This window comes from Bradyrhizobium sp. U87765 SZCCT0048, from assembly GCF_018131225.1.
Classification (GTDB): domain Bacteria; phylum Pseudomonadota; class Alphaproteobacteria; order Rhizobiales; family Xanthobacteraceae; genus Bradyrhizobium_A.
Window position 1 is genome coordinate 729,440 of the sequence record NZ_JAFCMM010000005.1, and the last position, 15,182, is coordinate 744,621.

The following is a 15,182-nucleotide window of genomic DNA, read 5'->3' on the forward strand; positions in this document are numbered from 1 at the left end:
CCAACATCGCGAAAGGATCTTCGCATGACGACCGGAACGCCTGGCTCGGCGGCGCGCCAGAACAACACCCAGCAGGTGCACTACCTGCGCTTTGCCGTGAACTACAACGATCCCAACATCGCCAACGGCGTCGGCAAGCAGTGGCTGCCCAGAGGCGCGATCATCACCTCGACTTCGGTGTATGTCGCCACGCCCTTCAATGCTGCCACCACCAACGTGCTGACGGTCGGCACCACGGCCGGCGGCAGCAACCTCGTGGCGGCGGCCGATGTCGACGAGACCACGCAGGCGATCACCAACGGCGTCAAGCCGACTGGCACCGCGCTCGGCCCGCTGGCGGCGGACACGCAGGTGTTCGTCACCTTCGCCCAGACCGGCGCCGCGGCGACCGCGGGCGCCGCCGTGGTGATCATCCACTACATCCCGAACAACGATCTGTGATGGATCCAGCCCTGTTCCTGATGCACTTCGGCGCGGCGGCTCTCGAGCCGCCCGCCATCCTGCCCCCAGTGAAGGCGATGACCGATGACAACGCTGCTCGACCTGCAGACCCGGATCGCGACCGACCTGACGCGCACGGACCTGACCAGCCAGATCGCCAGCGCGGTCGCCGACGCCATCGCGTTCTACGGCCGGCAGCGGTTCTGGTTCAACGTGACGCGGAGCCAGACGTTTCAGACCGTCGTCGGCCAGCAGGCGTACACCGCAAGCGACCTCGCCGCGATCCCGAACATCGTCAAGATTGACGCGCTGTTCATTCCGCAGGGCCAGAGCATCTATCCGCTCGACCGTTACGAGCCGGCGGATTTCGAGGTGGTCGCGGGCGGCATGAGCGGCGGCGGCAAGCCGCGCGCCTTCACCTATATCGACCAGTCCATCCTGCTGTGGCCGGTGCCATCAGCCGTCTACACCCTGCGGCCGCACATGCACTACAAGCTGCCGGCGCTGGTCAACCCGACCGACAGCAATGCATGGACGACCGACGCGGAGGAACTGATCCGCACCCACGCCAAGATGCTGCTTTACATCGACGTGCTGGAAGATCCCGACGGCATGCAGCGCATGGCAGCGAAGCTGACGGACCTGCTCGCCGCGCTGCGCTCGGAAAGCTCGTCGCGGCAGTCGAACGGCATCATTCAGGGGACGGATTTCTAGCCCCTCATGGTGAGGAGCGCGGCGAGGCCGCGTGTCTCCATCCATGAGGCCGATGGACGGCGCCGCAGTTTACTCCGTCATCCTGAGGGGATGAACGGCCGAGGTGGCGCCGTCCGGGCCGTTGCCCTTCGAGGCGCGCGAGGGCGCGCACCTCAGGGTGACGGATCACGTCCCGCGCGCATTTCAAGGATTTCTGCCGATGCCCCTGATCCCCTTCGGCGAGTACCGGCCGGACGTATCCGACTACGAAGCGGCGACGGAGCGCGATGCGCAGAACGTGGTGCCACGGGCGGACGGCTTCGGCCCATTCCCGAGCCTGCTGGCGCTGTCGCAATCGCTCGGCGGCCAGTGCCGCGGCGCGTTCCAGACATTCAAGACCGATGGTTCGGTGATCGTGTTCGCGGCGACCGCAACCGACCTTTATGTGATGAACAACATCACCTTTGGCTGGGCGCGCGTGTCGCAGGGCGGGGCGTCCTATTCGGCGGTGCCGGCCTCCGACCAGTGGCGGTTCGCGCAGTTCAACAACCTGGTGATGGCGGTGCAAGCCAACGTCGTGCCGCAGGTGTACGACATCAGTTCGGCGACCGCGTTCGCCAATCTCAACGGCTCGCCACCGCAGGCGCGCTATATCGACGTCGTCGGCCGTTTCGTCGTGCTGTCCGGCCTCGTCAGCAATCCGCAGCGGGTGCAGTGGTCCGGCCTCAACGACATCAACTCGGCGACGTCGTGGACGCCGGGCGTCAACCAGGCGGACTATCAGGACCTGCCCGATGGCGGCTTCGTGCGCGGCGTCGCCGGCGGCGAAACCGGCATCATCCTGCAGGACAACGCCATTCGCCGGATGACCTACATCCCGGGCTCGCCGATCATCTTCCAGATCGAGCGATTGTCACAGGATAAAGGCCTGTTCGGGCCATACTCGCTGGTGCGCGCCGGGCAACTCGTGTTCTTCTATTCGTCGCAGGGTTTTCAGCGCATCGATCCCGGCGGCTTCCCGACGCCGATCGGCCGCGAGCGCGTCGACCGCACGTTTCTCGCCGACCTCGACACCAACAATCTGCAGATGTTCCTGGGCACCGCTGATCCGCGCAGCTCGCGCATCCTGTGGGCTTACAAGAGCGTCAACGGCACGGCGAACCAGTTCGACAAGGTGCTGTGCTACGACTGGGTGCTCGACAAGTTCACCACCATCAAGGTCGGCGGCGAATACCTGCTGCAGGTGGCACAGCCCGGCGTGACGCTGGAAGCGCTGGACGCCATCGCGCCGGGCGCCTTGGCGGTGACCGGGGCTGCCAACAGCGGCAGCGGCCAGATCCGCCTGCAGGTGGCGTCGACGGCGCGCTGGGCCGGAATGCCCAATGTCTTCGCCTCGATTTCCGGCGTCACCGGCACCACGGAGGCCAACGGCAACTGGTGGATCACGCTGGTCGATAACACCCACTTCGACCTGTATGGCTCTGTGTTCGCCCATGCTTATACCGGCGGCGGCCTCGTCGGCGGCTCGCTCGATGCGATGACACAGTCGCTCGATAGTTTTGCCTCGGCATCGCCGATCGAGCTGGCCGCGTTCGACGCCGGCCACATGCTCAATTTTTTCCGCGGCGCCAACCTCGAGGCGACGCTGGAAAGCGCCGAGCAGGGCACGGACGGCCGCCGGCTCAAGATTCGGGGTTTTCGCCCGGTGACGGATGCGCCGACGCTTTACGGCTCGGCCTCGGCCCGGGAGAACCAGCAGCAGGCGGTGACGGCCGGCAGCGAAAGCCTGATCAACCCGATCACCGGCAAGTGCGACTTGCTCAAGGACACCCGCTACAGCCGCTACAAGGTGCGTATCCCCGCCGGCACCGCCTGGTCCTTCATCGCGGGCGTCGAGCCCGACACGATTGCGACCGGCAAGCGATAAGGCAGACGATGACCGCCATCCCCAGACTGTTCAGCGTCTCGACGCAGGAAAAAGATCTGTCGCGCTATGCGCTGGCGATCCAGCAGCTCGGCGCAGGCCGCACCAACGCCGCCGGCAGCGTGACGCTGGCGGCCAACGCCACCAGCACCACGCTGGCCGCGCCCAACTGCGCCGCCGGCAGCTCGGTGTTCCTGACTCCGGCCACCGCCAACGCCGCGGCCGAGTTCAAGAACGGCACGCTGTATGTGAGCGCGGTGGCCAACGGCGCGTTCACGCTGACGCATTCGAACAATAGCCAGACCGACCGGCGGTTTTTTTATGTCGCGCTCGGCTGAAACGCTGTGCGTGCCGCCGGAGCGGGTGGCGCTGGTGTGGCCGCATGTCGAGGGCTTCCTTGGCGCGGCCTGCGCGCGCAGCGGCGATTGGACGCTGGAAGCGCTGCGCGGCGCTCTCGACCGTGTCGAGATGCTGCTGTGGGTGCTGTGGGACGGAGAGGCGTTCCGCGCCGCGGCGGTGACGGAAGTGATGATCGTACCGCGCGGCAAGATCTGCCGCATCGTTGTTTGCGGTGGCCGCCGCGCGACCTCCTGGCCGCATGCGCTGGCGCCGATCGAAGCTTATGCCCGAGAACTCGGCTGCACCGCGATGCGCGTCGATGGACGGCGCGGCTGGCAGCGGGTGCTCGACAATTACGCCATGCAATGGATCACGCTGGAAAAGAGGCTCTGATATGGGCGGAAGTTCGCAACAGACCACACAAAGCACGTCGCAAACATCGCCTTACGCGCCGGCAAAGGGACCCCTCGACAATATTCTGGGGCAGCTTGGGGGCCAGGCATCCAACGCCGGCCTGACGCCGACCGAGAACAACGCCCTCAACACGCTGCAGACCAATGCGGCAGGTGGCAACCCCTATGCCGGCGCGATCGGCAATCTCGCCACCAATATGTTGAATGGCGGCGGCGCAAAGGCCAACGATGGCAACATCAGCGCCAATCTCGCCAACTATCAGGGCATGCTGGCGCCCTATGCCAATGGCAGCATGATCGGCAAGAACACCGCGCTGCAGGGCCAGCTCGATCAGATCCGCCAGGAAGTCAGCAACCAGGTGAACTCGCAGTTCGCTGCGGCCGGCCGCGATGGTTCGGCGGCCAACCTGCAGGCGCTGGGCCGCGGCATCGCCCAGGGCACGGCGCCGGTGATCGCGTCACAGTACAACCAGGACGTCGCCAACCAGCTCAACGCAGCGAACGGCCTCTACGGCGCCGGCAACAGCACCTACGGTCTGTTGAATCAGAACCAGCAGGCCGCCAATGCCAACGCCCAGGCCGGCGCTGGCATCGGCTCGGCTGCGCTCGACGCCAACAACTGGGGCGCCAACCAGCAGCTCGCGGCGGAAGCGCAACGGCGCGGCATTCCCGTACAAAACCTCTCGACGCTGTTGGGATCGATTTCACCGGTGGCGCAGGCCTTCGGCACGCAGTCGGGAACGTCGGTCAGTGAGACCAAGGATGATCCCATGAAGACTATTATGTCTGGCGTTCTCGGGGGCCTCACGCTGGCCAGCAAGTTCAGCGACGCGCGATTGAAGGAGGACATCGCTCGGGTCGGTGCACTTGCCGATGGCACGCCGGTCTATCGCTATCGTTTCCGTGGTTCGCCACAGTTCGAAATCGGCTTGATCGCACAAGAGGTCGAGCAACGCATGCCAGATGCCGTGAGTGAGTTCCGCGGCGCCAAGATGGTCGACTATGCACTTGCGACCGAGAGAGCCGTCGCAATCGCAAATGCAAGCGCTGCTCATCACATTGAAGTGGAGACTGTCTGATGGCTGATTTCGATTTCCTCTCTGGTCTCGGTGGCGCATCGGGCTTCCCCGGTTTGCTTGGACTGCATCCTGACTGGTTTCAATCGCTGCGATCGATGTCGTCGTCACCGGTTGCCGGCTCTAACGACGCAACTCCGCAGCTACCAGCAGCGTCGGTTGGCGCTTCGGCTGCATCCGCCGGCCCACCGCTTCAGAATTCGCCAGCGTCCGGGCCGGATGCGCCTGCAGGTCCCGCGAATGACGCTTCGCTGGGCGGCTTCCTTGGCGGCGTACGTGACAAGATCAACGCCAACTCGAACGCATTGCTTGGCTTTGCCAGCGGTCTTGCTGGGGGGCGCTCTTGGGCGGATGGGCTCAGCAAGGGCTTTGCTGGTGCGGCTCAAGGCGCTCAGGCTGACTCGAAGCCGGCCTCCCAGCAGGACCTCTACAATGCGCTGGTGAAAAACAATGTACCCCGCGAACAAGCGATTGCAGCTATTCGATCAGGCAACAGCGATGTTTTGAAATTCATGTTGCAGAAGTACGGGAGAGTCGCGACAGGAGCGTCGTTCTCCGATGCTGCTGGTCCATCTTCATCTTCCGGCAGCGGCTCTCGCAGCTCATCTTCAAGTGTCACGCCGAGTGCAGCGATCGGTCCACCGGACGATACCACCTCGGCTTCTATTGCCAACGCCAAAGCTGCAATTGCCGCCAATCCGACAGCCCGCAGCGCCGTGGTTGCTCGGCTGCAGGCCAACGGCATCGATACGTCGAACTTATAGTCAACGTTCTTTCGTCGTATAACCTTTCAGATTGAGTGGTGACAAATGGTTACATCTTTCGATCGAGCGCTGACGTTCGACGACTTGATTGTCCCTGGAGAGAATGACGCGCTCCGGCTAGGCGGCGTTGGAATGGTTCGGTCCTCCCAAGGGGATCTTCGGCTGGATCCTGGGCATGATGCAGAGGTGCGTTCCGCATTCGAAAAGATGCCGCGACAAGCGACCGCTCGAGAACAAATTGTTCGGGACGGTGTGTTTGCCGCGGGGGCTAGGCCACTCCAATATCTGGAGATGGCAGAAGCCAATCGCAGCCAGCCCGATCTCCAATTCGCCAGAGATCTGCAGCAATTCCAGCCGAAATACATGCCGAACGCCAGATCCTATACGCCAGAAATCGATGCTGGCGATGTAGCGAAATCCGCGGGCATAGGTTTAGTGAACGGTGGCATAAAGATCGCAGGTGCGCTACCGGACCTGAGTGCAGGAATAACGGATCTGACGGGGCGTTATCTGTTTGATCCTGTTCTGCGCGCGATCTTGGGCCCCCCACCCGAATTGAGGGGGCGTCCTCCATTCGACATTGATAAGTTCTTCGGTAGCGAAAATATTCGCAAGGGAGTTGAGCGTTTCACAGGCGAATTTTATCAACCAAGGACTGCTGCGGGGCGGTACGCTGAAACCATAGGCGAGCTGGCGCCGCTTCCGCTAGCGAGTGGAGGTGCCGGGATCGTTCGTGGGGGTGCTGGTCTGGCCGATGCTATTAGGCAAGTTGGAATAGATGCGATCCTTCCCGGGTTGCTGACTCAGGGCGTCCGTGAGTATGCTCCCGACTCCCCTGCGGGTTCGGTGGTTCGATATGCTTACCCGGTCGTGCGCCGTGGTCTTCCGTTCGCGCTTGCGGCAAGGCGTTATTGAGGTTCAAAGATCTTCCTCCGCGTGCGATCTTTGCGAAGGGGCATACCCATCGGAGCGCCCCATCAAATGTCGTATCAATTAGCCCCATAGCGCCCCGCTCATCAGGCGCCGAGCCTTCATAAGGAAGTCTTCGGGAGGGGCTTCTATCCACGTCGGGAGTACGGCGATTCCTGGCGAAGTGCTGGACAGATGAAGCCGCTCGAACGCAACTCTATGGGAAAGAGTGGCGGTGCTGCGACAGATCAGATGTTGGCGAGGCGCCCCGCCGTGAAGCTCATCAGTCAGATGGGGCTGATGACTGACGTCGCCGCCTGACGCGCCGCGCAATCTCCCAGGTGAGGCCCGCCAGGAAAGCCGTGACAACAAGGCCGATGAAGATCGCCAGCGGCTTGCCGTCCGGAGACATGATCTCATCGATGAAGGCGCTTGCTGCGGTGATCGCGAGTGAGCCCGTCAGAATGATGCCGATCGCGGCAGACGTACTGACGAGCAGGGCTGGCAAGCCGACGAGCGGAATGCCCGAAATGATGCCAAAGGCGTCGGCAATCAGGGCCGTGGTTTCAAAAGGGTGGCGCTGAGTTTTTGGTGCGCTGCGGATGGACGGCAACTTGCTCATGGTGCGGCCTCCTTCGGACCGCTGTCGTTTTCGCCATCAGGGCGCGCCGCCGCGGCGGGATTGTGGCGCCCCTTCTACTGCCGCGGGTCGTTGACCTGCGGCATCTTGTCTTCCGTGCTGCAGCACAAACGTGCCGGTGTGACTGCGCCGACGGCGCGACGGACACCTTCACATCCCGTTTCACCAGTTGACCGACGATTGAATCGAGAGGCCACCATGACGTTCTGGAAGTGGAGCCGCACGGCTGCCAACAACGCCAACGCCGATCCGAGCTGCCCGTTTCCCGAAGGAATGGCGCCTTCGGCCGTGAACGACGGCACACGCGGTATGATGGCTGCGGCCGCAAAATACCGCGATGATATCGCCGGCGCGATCGTCACGACGGGGACGGCGACCGCCTACAATATCTCGAGCTATCAGGGCTTCGACTCACTGGCACATCTCGATGGCCAGCAGATTGCGTTCGTGCCGCATGCGACGAACAGCGACAAGTGCACCTTGAGCGTCGATGGCCTGACAGCAGCGCCGATCCACTATCAGCCAGGCGTCGAGGTTCCGTCGGGGACCCTGGTGCAGGGAACGCCGTATGTCGTCACCTATTTTGCGACAGCGAACGAGTTTATCCTGCGTGGGATCGCTGGCAATCCGTTCTATGTACCGGTCGGCGGCCTCATTCCGTACATCTCTGGCGGTGTGCCAAACTCCGCATTCGTGCTGCCCTATGGTCAGCCGATTTCGAGGACCATTTATTCCGTGCTGTTCGGCATGATCGGGACGGCCTATGGCGCCGGGGACGGAACTTCGACGTTCAACATCCCGGATCTCCGCGGACGCGTCATCGCTGGTCTTGATGGCATGGGAGGCTCGTCAGTCCTTGGTTACATCTCGACAGCCGGCAGCGGCATCAACGGCGCCACGATCGGCGCCACAGGTGGTAGCCAAAACCATGCGATTGGGCAGGTCAATCTGCCGAACGTCGGGCTCGGCGTTACAGTAGCAGACAACCGTACCTTTACTTCGACTGGAACAAGCATTGGTGAGCAGTTTCAGGCGATGCCTTTGCCGCCAGGTGGCGGCGCCGGAACTGCGATGGCGCTGAGTGCGGGGGGGACACCGCGAACTGTCGTCATCAACCCTAGCACTAATAGCATCTCGGGAGGGACTACGTCGATGAACGGCAATGTCACGCAGGCTGCTCTTTGGACGATGCCGCCGACGATCGTTCTACCGATGCTGTTGCGGGTGATTTAGCCGTTGCAGAAAGTCCCCTGCGGATTACATGCTGCGCCGGGCGCTCGATCCAGCGGAACGATGCGCACCCGATAGCAGTCATCGTCGCGACCCATGCCGCCAACGCCAAAGGGCTGCGGAAGATGAGATCTCCGGCGCCTGTTGCGGTGCGTGCGATGCAAATCAGAAGGATCACCGGGAAGTGCCACAGATATATGGAATAGGTGGCATCTCCGAGCCATCGAAAGTGCGACGCGGCTAGGTTCGTCGTCGGCCGGTAGCCTATAACGCCAAGCAACAAGACCATGGGCGAAAATAGGGCGAAGCCGATGTCATATGGAGGAAGCGCGCGGCCGCCAATCCGCAGCTCGGATAGCAACAGAGCAGCGCAAATACCAGCAACGGTGGTAGAAATGGTGAGAGCCAAATGTCGGCGCAGCTTTGCCGCAAGGAAGTAAAGGCACACACCCGTGTAGTAGAACATGACGCACATAGCAAAGAGCTTTGGCGTCTCGACGTGGAGCGCGTGGGTTAGTACTGCGCCAACGGCGACGAGAGCGAGCGGTCGCACGATGCCGCGCGCGAAAATCCCGAGCGCAGTGAAGAAGAAAAGCAGATAGATCGGCTCTTCGATCGAGACAGACCAAACGGGGAAGTTGAACGACACTCCGTCCTGCAGGCCCCATTGTGATGCCATGAAGATCTGCAGAACAAAGTGGTAGAGATCATTGCGCGACACGATCTGATACCCCCCGACCATCCACCAACTGGTTGCCTGCAGAGCGGCGACCACCAGCAGCGTGATGAGATGGAGAGGATAGAGCCGCGCGAACCTGCGCAGCGCGAAGTCCGACAGCTTGGTGTCGCGGCCCGCGTAAATGTGGGCGAACACGAATCCAGAGATCATCCAGAATAGCTGGACTGCCCAATGACCGTGCTCGTAGATCGGCCACAACAGCGAGTACAGCGGTTGGATGGTGCGATCTATGTCCTGAGGGGCTTCGGTCGGCTTGAGCGGGCCTGCCTGGAAGAAAAACTGATAGTGCCAGATCACGACGGCAATTGCCGCAAGACCGCGCAGGAGATCGATACCGTAGAAATGGCCGACGTTGCGAGCAGCAAGCTGTTCGCCCTCGGAGAGCGGCGAGAACAGAGTCTTGAATAGATTCATCTAGGTAATTCCTTGCGGGCCAGAACCTAGGAAAAAATTCGATATTTTGCAACGCAAAATGGTGCGTTATGCTCCTCTTAACCAGGCGCCTCCGGGCGACTTTTTCTTTATTGAAAGGCGCCGCTGCGAGTGCCCTTAAGAGGGGCGACGTTCACGACCGCCTTTTTGATCGGCGGCGTGGTCGCTGTTTGCGCTTGGCGTATTTGACGGGCTGTCATGGTTGATGATCCTCGCATGGTCGAGCGGCGAGGCGACCGAGGAGAGATCAGGGCCGAGTGGAAGCTGCGATGGTGGCGCTCGAGCCCGCTTATCGCCGTGCGCAGCATTGGTGGTCGTCCCGATGCTCGCCGATCACGGCGCGGTGTTTCCAGCCAAAGCGCGATGGCGACTGAAGGCGAAGCTGACGATCGCCACGAGCGTCGTGGTTGCCGTCAGGCATTTATCCAAAACGGTTTCGACGGCGCAAACAGCGCAGCTTTCCAAACACGGGCCCGGCGCCGACCAGCACGATCAGACCACCGCAAATATCGCTCTCGTGAACCGCCGCGCGGACAGCGGCGCGCATGGCAATGTGCCGCCCGCAACCCTGTCCCGTATCCGCTGCGCGCAATTTGAGGATCTCCTGTTGGACCCACCAGAGATCATATAGTAACATTCTGAAACACTTGGGCGCGTGCGGAAGAGATGTTTTGACCAGCAGAAACGTGGAACTCGATGGGTTGAGAGGCTGGGCTGCAATTACGGTGGCAATATTCCACACCGTTCTTTATGTGGAGCCCTCCCAGATACAGCGTATCCACGAGGCGAACTGGAGCGGCCTGCACGATAGCTATAGCGTTTTGTCGAAGCTGTTTTTTACAGTGTTCGACGGGATGACAGCCGTTTTCATTTTCTTCGTGCTGAGCGGTGCGGTCTTGTTCAAGAGCCTGATGGCCGACGATGGCGCGCCGCAGACCTTGCCGCTCAGGTTCTACACCCGGCGCATCTTCCGCATCTACCCGGCTCTTGTCGTGTGCCTGGCCCTCTATGCCGTCGTCATTCCGGAATTCGGTCGCGGGGTGACCCTGCAGCAGATGCTGGAGAACGTCGCGCTCGTCAGCTTTCAGGTCAATCCGGTCACGTGGACACTGAACGCAGAAATGATCGCGCCGGCATTCATCCTGCTGGCGTTCTTCGGCTATCGCCGAGGTCGCGAGCTCGGCCTTGTGGCTGTTCTCGCCGCCATTTCGATCGTGTTTCGCAGCCAGTCTGTCCATAAAATATTTCCCTACTTCCAGGGGGCGTGGCTGTGCTTTGCCTTCGGGGCGCTCGTGCCGACCAGGATCGGGGCGTGGATTGCAAAAGTGCTCCCGCGTCATTCCTGGCTTGTCGTGCTCGTGGCCGTGGTGTTCCTTCGTGCGACCCTGCAACATGCCGCCATCGCCATTCTTGTCACACAGCTCTACTACGGACGTGCTGGAGACCTGGGGAGGTGGCTGTCCCTTCCTCTTTCAAGGTTCATGGGCGCGATCAGCTTCAGCTTTTATCTGTTCAACATGATTGTCGTCGAGATCGTTTGCGCCAAGGCCGCAACACTGCCGTTGACGCGCAGTCATCCGATTGAAGTCGGGGTCGTCTGCTCTCTGGTCGTGATCCTGCTGTCCATTCCGGTGTCCTATGCGTCCTGGGCCTACATTGAAATGCCCCTGAACAGGTTCGGGCGATGGCTCACATCAGGCCGAGCTCGGCGAGCAACGGAAATGGCGAGCAAGGCGTCGGCTTAACTCTCCAACGCTTCAGTCTCTCAACCTCAACCAGCCGCCTCCGGGCGGCTTTTTCTTTGCCCAGGGCCCTCGTTCCGAGGGCCTTTTTTCATGGAGAAACGACGATGACGACTGCCGTTCTGATCGGCGACGTGGTGCTGTTTGCGCTCGGTGTGATGGCCGGGCTGTCGTGGCCGAAGATCCGCGCCTTTGCGCGCGGCGAGGCCAGCAAGGTCGCGGCCGAGATCAGGGCCGACATCGAGCGGAAGCTCTGATGGTGGCCTTGAGCGCGCTCACCGCCGCCAATGCGCGGCGCTGGGCGGTCGCCCGGATGCTCGCCGATCGGGGCGCAGCTTTTCGGACCGTGGCGCGGCGGCTGGTGGCGGCGAAGGACCGCTATCAGGCCGTGGCGGCGAAGACCGGCGTGCCGTGGTTCGTGATCGCGGTGATCCACGAGCGCGAGGCGTCGCAGCGCTGGGACGCCTCGCTGGCGCAGGGCGATCCGTGGGACCGCATCAGTATCCACGTGCCGAAGGGGCGGGGGCCGTTTCCGAGCTGGGCGGCGGCGGCGATCGACGCGCTGACCGCGTGTCCGCCGTTCGCCGGGCGCTGGACGGACTGGTCGCCCGGCGGCCTCCTGACGCTGCTCGAGCAGTACAACGGCCTCGGCTATGCCGCGATGGGGCGGCCGTCGCCTTACGTGTGGTCGGGCACCGACCAGTACAGCCGCGGCAAGTATGTCGCCGACGGCAAGTACGACGCCGCCTTGGTGGACAAACAGCTGGGATGCGCCGGGCTGCTGCTGGCGATGGCGGAGATCGATGCCGGCGTCGCGGCCGGCATCGCACGCCCGGGGGCGGCGTCTCCGCCGGCAAACGCTTCACCGACAACCGTCCCGTCGTCGTCGCCCTCGCTCACCCATCCCGCGCCGGGCTCGATCGGCGCGGCGATCAAGGCGCTGTTCGGCGCACTGTTCGGCAGGAGGAAAGCATGATCTGGGGACTGGTGTGCGCCATCGCGGCGCTGTTGCTCTATGTGCTGGTGCTGCGGCCGATCCTGCGCGCCGTGCCGGCGCTCAAGGCGTTCTATGCCGACGCCGATACGTTCTGGCAGAAGGCGTGGGCGCTGGCGTGGCGCTCGCTGACAGTCGCCTGGTCCTACCTGCTGGCGCTGGTCGGCGCGCTCTTCCAGGCGATCGACAGCATCGGCGATGCGCTGGGCGATCCCGGCCTCAAGGATCAGATCGCGGCGGCGATCGGCGATGCCAGGACGGTCGGCCGCATCCTGCTCGGCATCTCGATCGTCACGCTGGTGGCGCGGCTGCGTTCGATCAGGAAGGGCTGACAACGATGTGGGGGGCGATCTTTTCGTTTCTCGGCGGCCCGGTGATGTCCGGTATCGTCAGCGCCTACAAGGCGCGCCTGCAGTCGCTCGACAGCCGGGATCAGAAGGCGCTGGAGCTGGCCGAAGCCGAGATCCGCTCCGAGATCGCCGCGCGCGCCGAAGCGACGAAGCTGCTGATCGCCGAGCAGGGCCGCTGGTACACGGCGATGATCCGGCCGCTGTTCGCCGCGCCCTTCATCATCTTCGCCTTCAAGGTGGTGGTGTGGGACAAGGTGCTCGGCCTCGGCGTCACGGATCGCCTCGACCCGAATTTCTGGGCCGTGTTCCAGACCATCGTCGTGTCCTATTTCGGCGCCACGGCGATCGAGCGGGTGTCGAAAATCTTCAGGAGAGGCGGATGACGGTGAGTCACGAGGTACGCGAGATCGCGGAGGAGACGGCGCGTGCGACGGTGAAGGAGTTCTTCCTCGCGCTCGGCGTCAATGCCGACGATCCCGACGCGGTGATCGCCGTGCAGAAGGATTTCGCCCATCTGCGCGCCTGGCGCGAGGCGAGCGACACGGTCAAGCGCAAGGGGCTGGGGACGGCGGTGACCATTATCGTCACCGGCGTGCTCGGGCTGATCTGGCTGGCGGTCAGCCGGCACTGAGCCGCGCCCGGGCCGGTCTCGAGCCATCCGCGCCGGCGCACGATAGACTCGCCGCGCAATCGTCCCGCCGCCGCGCTGCGGCGTGCGATCCCGGCAACGGCAACTCCCGGCGGTATCATGGCAGGCGGCGATCGTCGCGCTTTGCCGGATCGATCAGCAGGCCCGGATCATTACATGATGACAAGAGATTCGCAGACGACGTTGCCGATGTGGCGATGGGCTGGAGAATGACCTGACGAGCCGTTGACGTGAATCCGCTGGCAGACCGGCCGTCTGCTTCCTCCCGACTTGGCCCGGCACGCCTTGCCCCCCTCGGCGTGTCGGGCCATTTATCGTTTTCAGCACTGCTTTTCAGTCGCGGGCGCCCGGTCTGTCGCGGATGCCGCGTCAGCGCGTGCGTTCGTAGACGCGCAATTCCTCGCCTACCGTATGCACGCGCGCGCGCTCCTGCCAGTCCTGCGCCGGCGCGCGCTGGGCCAGCGCGGCACGCTCCTGCGGCGTCATCACGGCGACGGCCGCGCCCTGCGTGGCGGCGAGCGCATCCAGCGACGGCAGCTCGTGGATCGGCGCCGTGACATAGGCCAGCATGTTGTGCTCGGCCGAGCTCTGCAGCACATAGAGCGGCCCCTGCACCGTGCGGCGTACCGCCTGCGTGGCCTCACCGGCGACCTGCGCCTCGTTGAACAGCCGCGGCATCAACGGCATCACGATCCAGCTGACGACGACGACATAGGCCGTGATCAGGGTCGCAATCGACAGCGCGCTGACGACGACGCGCGTGTGCGGCCCGCGCCAGCGCGCGAACATCACCCCGCACATCACCGCGAGCGCCGGATTGGCCGGCATGGCGTAGCGCGTCGCGACGCCGCCCGGCCACACCAGCAGCACCAGCGAGCACGCCAGGCCGTAGATCAGCGCCGCGCGCATCAGTTCGATGTCGGGCTCCTTCGCGCCGCGCCATGCGACGACGATGGCGGGGCCCAGCAGGATGGTGCCCGGCAGCCATTCGGCGATCAGGCTGATCAGAAAATCGAGATGGTCGCCGACGAGGCGCAGGCCGCCGAGGCTGAACAGCCGCGAGTGCACCGCCCAGCCATGGAGATCGTCGGGCCGCGCCACCGCGACATACCATGCGCCGACCACGACGCCGGCGATGGCGTTCGCCAGCACGAAGCCGGGCAGTTGCCGCCAGTCGCGCCGCGCCAGCAGCGCAAGGCCGAGCCCGATGGTGACATAGCCGACCGGCTGCGGCCCCTTGGTGAGGCCGGCGAGGCCCATCAGCGCGCCGATCATGATCCAGCGCACGAGCGTCAGCCGCCCGGCCGCGGCGCTCTTCCACCATAGCCAGAACGCGCTGAACAGCAGCACCGAGGTGGTGACGTCCGGCTCGGCAGTGATCGCCTTTTGCGCCACCATCGGGCTCGCGAACCAGCACAGCGCGCCGAACAGCCCGGCCGCCTTGCCGCCCACCGACCTGACGAGGTCGTAGACCAGAACGCCACCGAGGATCAGGAAGGCGACATGCGGCAGCCGCGTCAGCGGCGCCGTGATCTCGCCGGCGAGCGCGCCGAGCGCGGCAACGATCCATGACAGCAGCACCGGCCGTTCGACGAAGCGCACGCCATAGCGGGTGGGCGTCAGCCAGTGGCCGTCCTCGAGCGCGCCGCGCGCCAGCGAGATTACCGTGCCTTCCTCGTGATGGACGGCGCGCAGCAGCAGCGCCGGGCCGGTGATCAGGAGGGCGATGGCGAGCATCCACAGCAGCGGGCGGCGGGTGTCGTCGAGCCTGTTGAAGCGGCCGAGCAGCCACTGGCCCGGAACGAAGAAGTGATACAGCAGCATGAAGGGAGGTCGCACCGGACGGG

19 protein-coding genes are annotated in these 15,182 nt (G+C 63.7%); 16 read left to right on the forward strand and 3 right to left on the reverse strand.

Annotated elements, in window-relative coordinates:
* Window positions 1-24 precede the first annotated feature (24 nt).
* The 8 genes from JQ639_RS30060 (at window position 25) to JQ639_RS30095 (ending at window position 6,565) form a co-directional block, all read left to right on the forward strand.
* The gene (locus tag JQ639_RS30060) at window positions 25-441 is read left to right on the forward strand and encodes a hypothetical protein (RefSeq protein ID WP_211963265.1); all 417 of its coding nucleotides are present in this window, start codon (window positions 25-27) and stop codon (window positions 439-441) included.
* A gap of 84 nt (window positions 442-525) precedes the next feature.
* Window positions 526-1,155: a phage adaptor protein gene (locus JQ639_RS30065; protein ID WP_211963267.1), complete on the forward strand. Its 630-nt coding sequence runs from the start codon at window positions 526-528 to the stop codon at window positions 1,153-1,155.
* Window positions 1,156-1,354: 199 nt separating this feature from the next.
* The gene (locus JQ639_RS30070) at window positions 1,355-3,061 is read left to right on the forward strand and encodes a hypothetical protein (RefSeq protein WP_211963269.1); all 1,707 of its coding nucleotides are present in this window, start codon (window positions 1,355-1,357) and stop codon (window positions 3,059-3,061) included.
* A gap of 8 nt (window positions 3,062-3,069) precedes the next feature.
* Window positions 3,070-3,396, forward strand: coding sequence for a hypothetical protein (locus JQ639_RS30075; protein ID WP_211963271.1), 327 nt, complete (start codon window positions 3,070-3,072; stop codon window positions 3,394-3,396).
* Window positions 3,380-3,790: a hypothetical protein gene (locus JQ639_RS30080; protein ID WP_211963274.1), complete on the forward strand. Its 411-nt coding sequence runs from the start codon at window positions 3,380-3,382 to the stop codon at window positions 3,788-3,790. The genes JQ639_RS30075 and JQ639_RS30080 overlap by 17 nt, the downstream gene beginning before the upstream one ends.
* Window position 3,791: 1 nt before the next feature.
* Complete coding sequence (locus tag JQ639_RS30085) at window positions 3,792-4,889, forward strand: tail fiber domain-containing protein (protein WP_211963276.1); 1,098 nt, start codon at window positions 3,792-3,794, stop codon at window positions 4,887-4,889.
* On the forward strand, window positions 4,889-5,650 hold the full coding sequence (locus JQ639_RS30090; protein WP_211963278.1) for a hypothetical protein: 762 nt from the start codon (window positions 4,889-4,891) through the stop codon (window positions 5,648-5,650). Before JQ639_RS30085 ends, JQ639_RS30090 begins: the two co-directional genes overlap by 1 nt.
* A gap of 45 nt (window positions 5,651-5,695) precedes the next feature.
* Entirely contained in the window at window positions 5,696-6,565 is an 870-nt protein-coding gene (locus JQ639_RS30095; protein WP_211963280.1) for a hypothetical protein, read from the forward strand.
* Between the two features lie 277 nt (window positions 6,566-6,842).
* On the opposite strand, the gene JQ639_RS30100 is transcribed toward JQ639_RS30095, so the two are convergent.
* On the reverse strand, window positions 6,843-7,181 hold the full coding sequence (locus JQ639_RS30100; RefSeq protein ID WP_211963282.1) for a hypothetical protein: 339 nt from the start codon (window positions 7,179-7,181) through the stop codon (window positions 6,843-6,845).
* A 216-nt stretch (window positions 7,182-7,397) separates the two neighbouring features.
* On the opposite strand from JQ639_RS30100, the gene JQ639_RS30105 reads away from it, so the two are divergent.
* Entirely contained in the window at window positions 7,398-8,432 is a 1,035-nt protein-coding gene (locus JQ639_RS30105) for a tail fiber protein (RefSeq protein ID WP_211963284.1), read from the forward strand.
* Here JQ639_RS30105 and JQ639_RS30110 read toward each other — a convergent pair.
* Window positions 8,365-9,582 (reverse strand): acyltransferase family protein, encoded by a 1,218-nt coding sequence (locus tag JQ639_RS30110; RefSeq protein ID WP_211963286.1) that lies wholly within the window; start codon window positions 9,580-9,582, stop codon window positions 8,365-8,367. The two genes, JQ639_RS30105 and JQ639_RS30110, sit on opposite strands and share 68 nt — an antisense overlap.
* Before the next feature lie 340 nt (window positions 9,583-9,922).
* Here JQ639_RS30110 and JQ639_RS30115 point away from each other — a divergent pair, with 340 nt between their 5' ends.
* The 7 genes from JQ639_RS30115 (at window position 9,923) to JQ639_RS30145 (ending at window position 13,317) form a co-directional block, all read left to right on the forward strand.
* Window positions 9,923-10,231 carry a hypothetical protein gene (locus JQ639_RS30115; protein ID WP_211963288.1) on the forward strand — a complete coding sequence of 103 codons (309 nt, stop codon included), beginning with the start codon at window positions 9,923-9,925 and terminating at the stop codon, window positions 10,229-10,231.
* A gap of 40 nt (window positions 10,232-10,271) precedes the next feature.
* Entirely contained in the window at window positions 10,272-11,345 is a 1,074-nt protein-coding gene (locus JQ639_RS30120; protein ID WP_211963290.1) for an acyltransferase family protein, read from the forward strand.
* A gap of 104 nt (window positions 11,346-11,449) precedes the next feature.
* On the forward strand, window positions 11,450-11,599 hold the full coding sequence (locus JQ639_RS30125) for a hypothetical protein (RefSeq protein ID WP_211963291.1): 150 nt from the start codon (window positions 11,450-11,452) through the stop codon (window positions 11,597-11,599).
* The gene (locus JQ639_RS30130) at window positions 11,599-12,318 is read left to right on the forward strand and encodes a hypothetical protein (RefSeq protein WP_211963292.1); all 720 of its coding nucleotides are present in this window, start codon (window positions 11,599-11,601) and stop codon (window positions 12,316-12,318) included. Before JQ639_RS30125 ends, JQ639_RS30130 begins: the two co-directional genes overlap by 1 nt.
* Complete coding sequence (locus tag JQ639_RS35445; protein ID WP_249122856.1) at window positions 12,315-12,668, forward strand: hypothetical protein; 354 nt, start codon at window positions 12,315-12,317, stop codon at window positions 12,666-12,668. Before JQ639_RS30130 ends, JQ639_RS35445 begins: the two co-directional genes overlap by 4 nt.
* Before the next feature lie 5 nt (window positions 12,669-12,673).
* On the forward strand, window positions 12,674-13,069 hold the full coding sequence (locus JQ639_RS30140; RefSeq protein WP_211963294.1) for a hypothetical protein: 396 nt from the start codon (window positions 12,674-12,676) through the stop codon (window positions 13,067-13,069).
* On the forward strand, window positions 13,066-13,317 hold the full coding sequence (locus JQ639_RS30145) for a hypothetical protein (RefSeq protein ID WP_211963296.1): 252 nt from the start codon (window positions 13,066-13,068) through the stop codon (window positions 13,315-13,317). The genes JQ639_RS30140 and JQ639_RS30145 overlap by 4 nt, the downstream gene beginning before the upstream one ends.
* Window positions 13,318-13,704: 387 nt before the next feature.
* On the opposite strand, the gene JQ639_RS30150 is transcribed toward JQ639_RS30145, so the two are convergent.
* Complete coding sequence (locus tag JQ639_RS30150) at window positions 13,705-15,159, reverse strand: ArnT family glycosyltransferase (protein WP_211963297.1); 1,455 nt, start codon at window positions 15,157-15,159, stop codon at window positions 13,705-13,707.
* Window positions 15,160-15,182 lie beyond the last annotated feature (23 nt).

Bases quoted from the DNA above. Each gene is read 5' to 3' on its own strand.
- JQ639_RS30130 (WP_211963292.1), top strand. From the start codon at position 11,599: ATGGTGGCCTTGAGCGCGCTCACCGCCGCCAATGCGCGGCGCTGGGCG.
- JQ639_RS30070 (WP_211963269.1), top strand. From the start codon at position 1,355: ATGCCCCTGATCCCCTTCGGCGAGTACCGGCCGGACGTATCCGACTAC.
- JQ639_RS30060 (WP_211963265.1), top strand. From the start codon at position 25: ATGACGACCGGAACGCCTGGCTCGGCGGCGCGCCAGAACAACACCCAG.
- JQ639_RS30080 (WP_211963274.1), top strand. From the start codon at position 3,380: ATGTCGCGCTCGGCTGAAACGCTGTGCGTGCCGCCGGAGCGGGTGGCG.
- JQ639_RS30140 (WP_211963294.1), top strand. From the start codon at position 12,674: ATGTGGGGGGCGATCTTTTCGTTTCTCGGCGGCCCGGTGATGTCCGGT.
- JQ639_RS30110 (WP_211963286.1), bottom strand. From the start codon at position 9,582: ATGAATCTATTCAAGACTCTGTTCTCGCCGCTCTCCGAGGGCGAACAG.
- JQ639_RS30085 (WP_211963276.1), top strand. From the start codon at position 3,792: ATGGGCGGAAGTTCGCAACAGACCACACAAAGCACGTCGCAAACATCG.
- JQ639_RS30105 (WP_211963284.1), top strand. From the start codon at position 7,398: ATGACGTTCTGGAAGTGGAGCCGCACGGCTGCCAACAACGCCAACGCC.
- JQ639_RS30065 (WP_211963267.1), top strand. From the start codon at position 526: ATGACAACGCTGCTCGACCTGCAGACCCGGATCGCGACCGACCTGACG.
- JQ639_RS30115 (WP_211963288.1), top strand. From the start codon at position 9,923: ATGCTCGCCGATCACGGCGCGGTGTTTCCAGCCAAAGCGCGATGGCGA.
- JQ639_RS30150 (WP_211963297.1), bottom strand. From the start codon at position 15,159: ATGCTGCTGTATCACTTCTTCGTTCCGGGCCAGTGGCTGCTCGGCCGC.
- JQ639_RS30095 (WP_211963280.1), top strand. From the start codon at position 5,696: ATGGTTACATCTTTCGATCGAGCGCTGACGTTCGACGACTTGATTGTC.
- JQ639_RS30075 (WP_211963271.1), top strand. From the start codon at position 3,070: ATGACCGCCATCCCCAGACTGTTCAGCGTCTCGACGCAGGAAAAAGAT.
- JQ639_RS30145 (WP_211963296.1), top strand. From the start codon at position 13,066: ATGACGGTGAGTCACGAGGTACGCGAGATCGCGGAGGAGACGGCGCGT.
- JQ639_RS30100 (WP_211963282.1), bottom strand. From the start codon at position 7,181: ATGAGCAAGTTGCCGTCCATCCGCAGCGCACCAAAAACTCAGCGCCAC.
- JQ639_RS30090 (WP_211963278.1), top strand. From the start codon at position 4,889: ATGGCTGATTTCGATTTCCTCTCTGGTCTCGGTGGCGCATCGGGCTTC.
- JQ639_RS35445 (WP_249122856.1), top strand. From the start codon at position 12,315: ATGATCTGGGGACTGGTGTGCGCCATCGCGGCGCTGTTGCTCTATGTG.
- JQ639_RS30125 (WP_211963291.1), top strand. From the start codon at position 11,450: ATGACGACTGCCGTTCTGATCGGCGACGTGGTGCTGTTTGCGCTCGGT.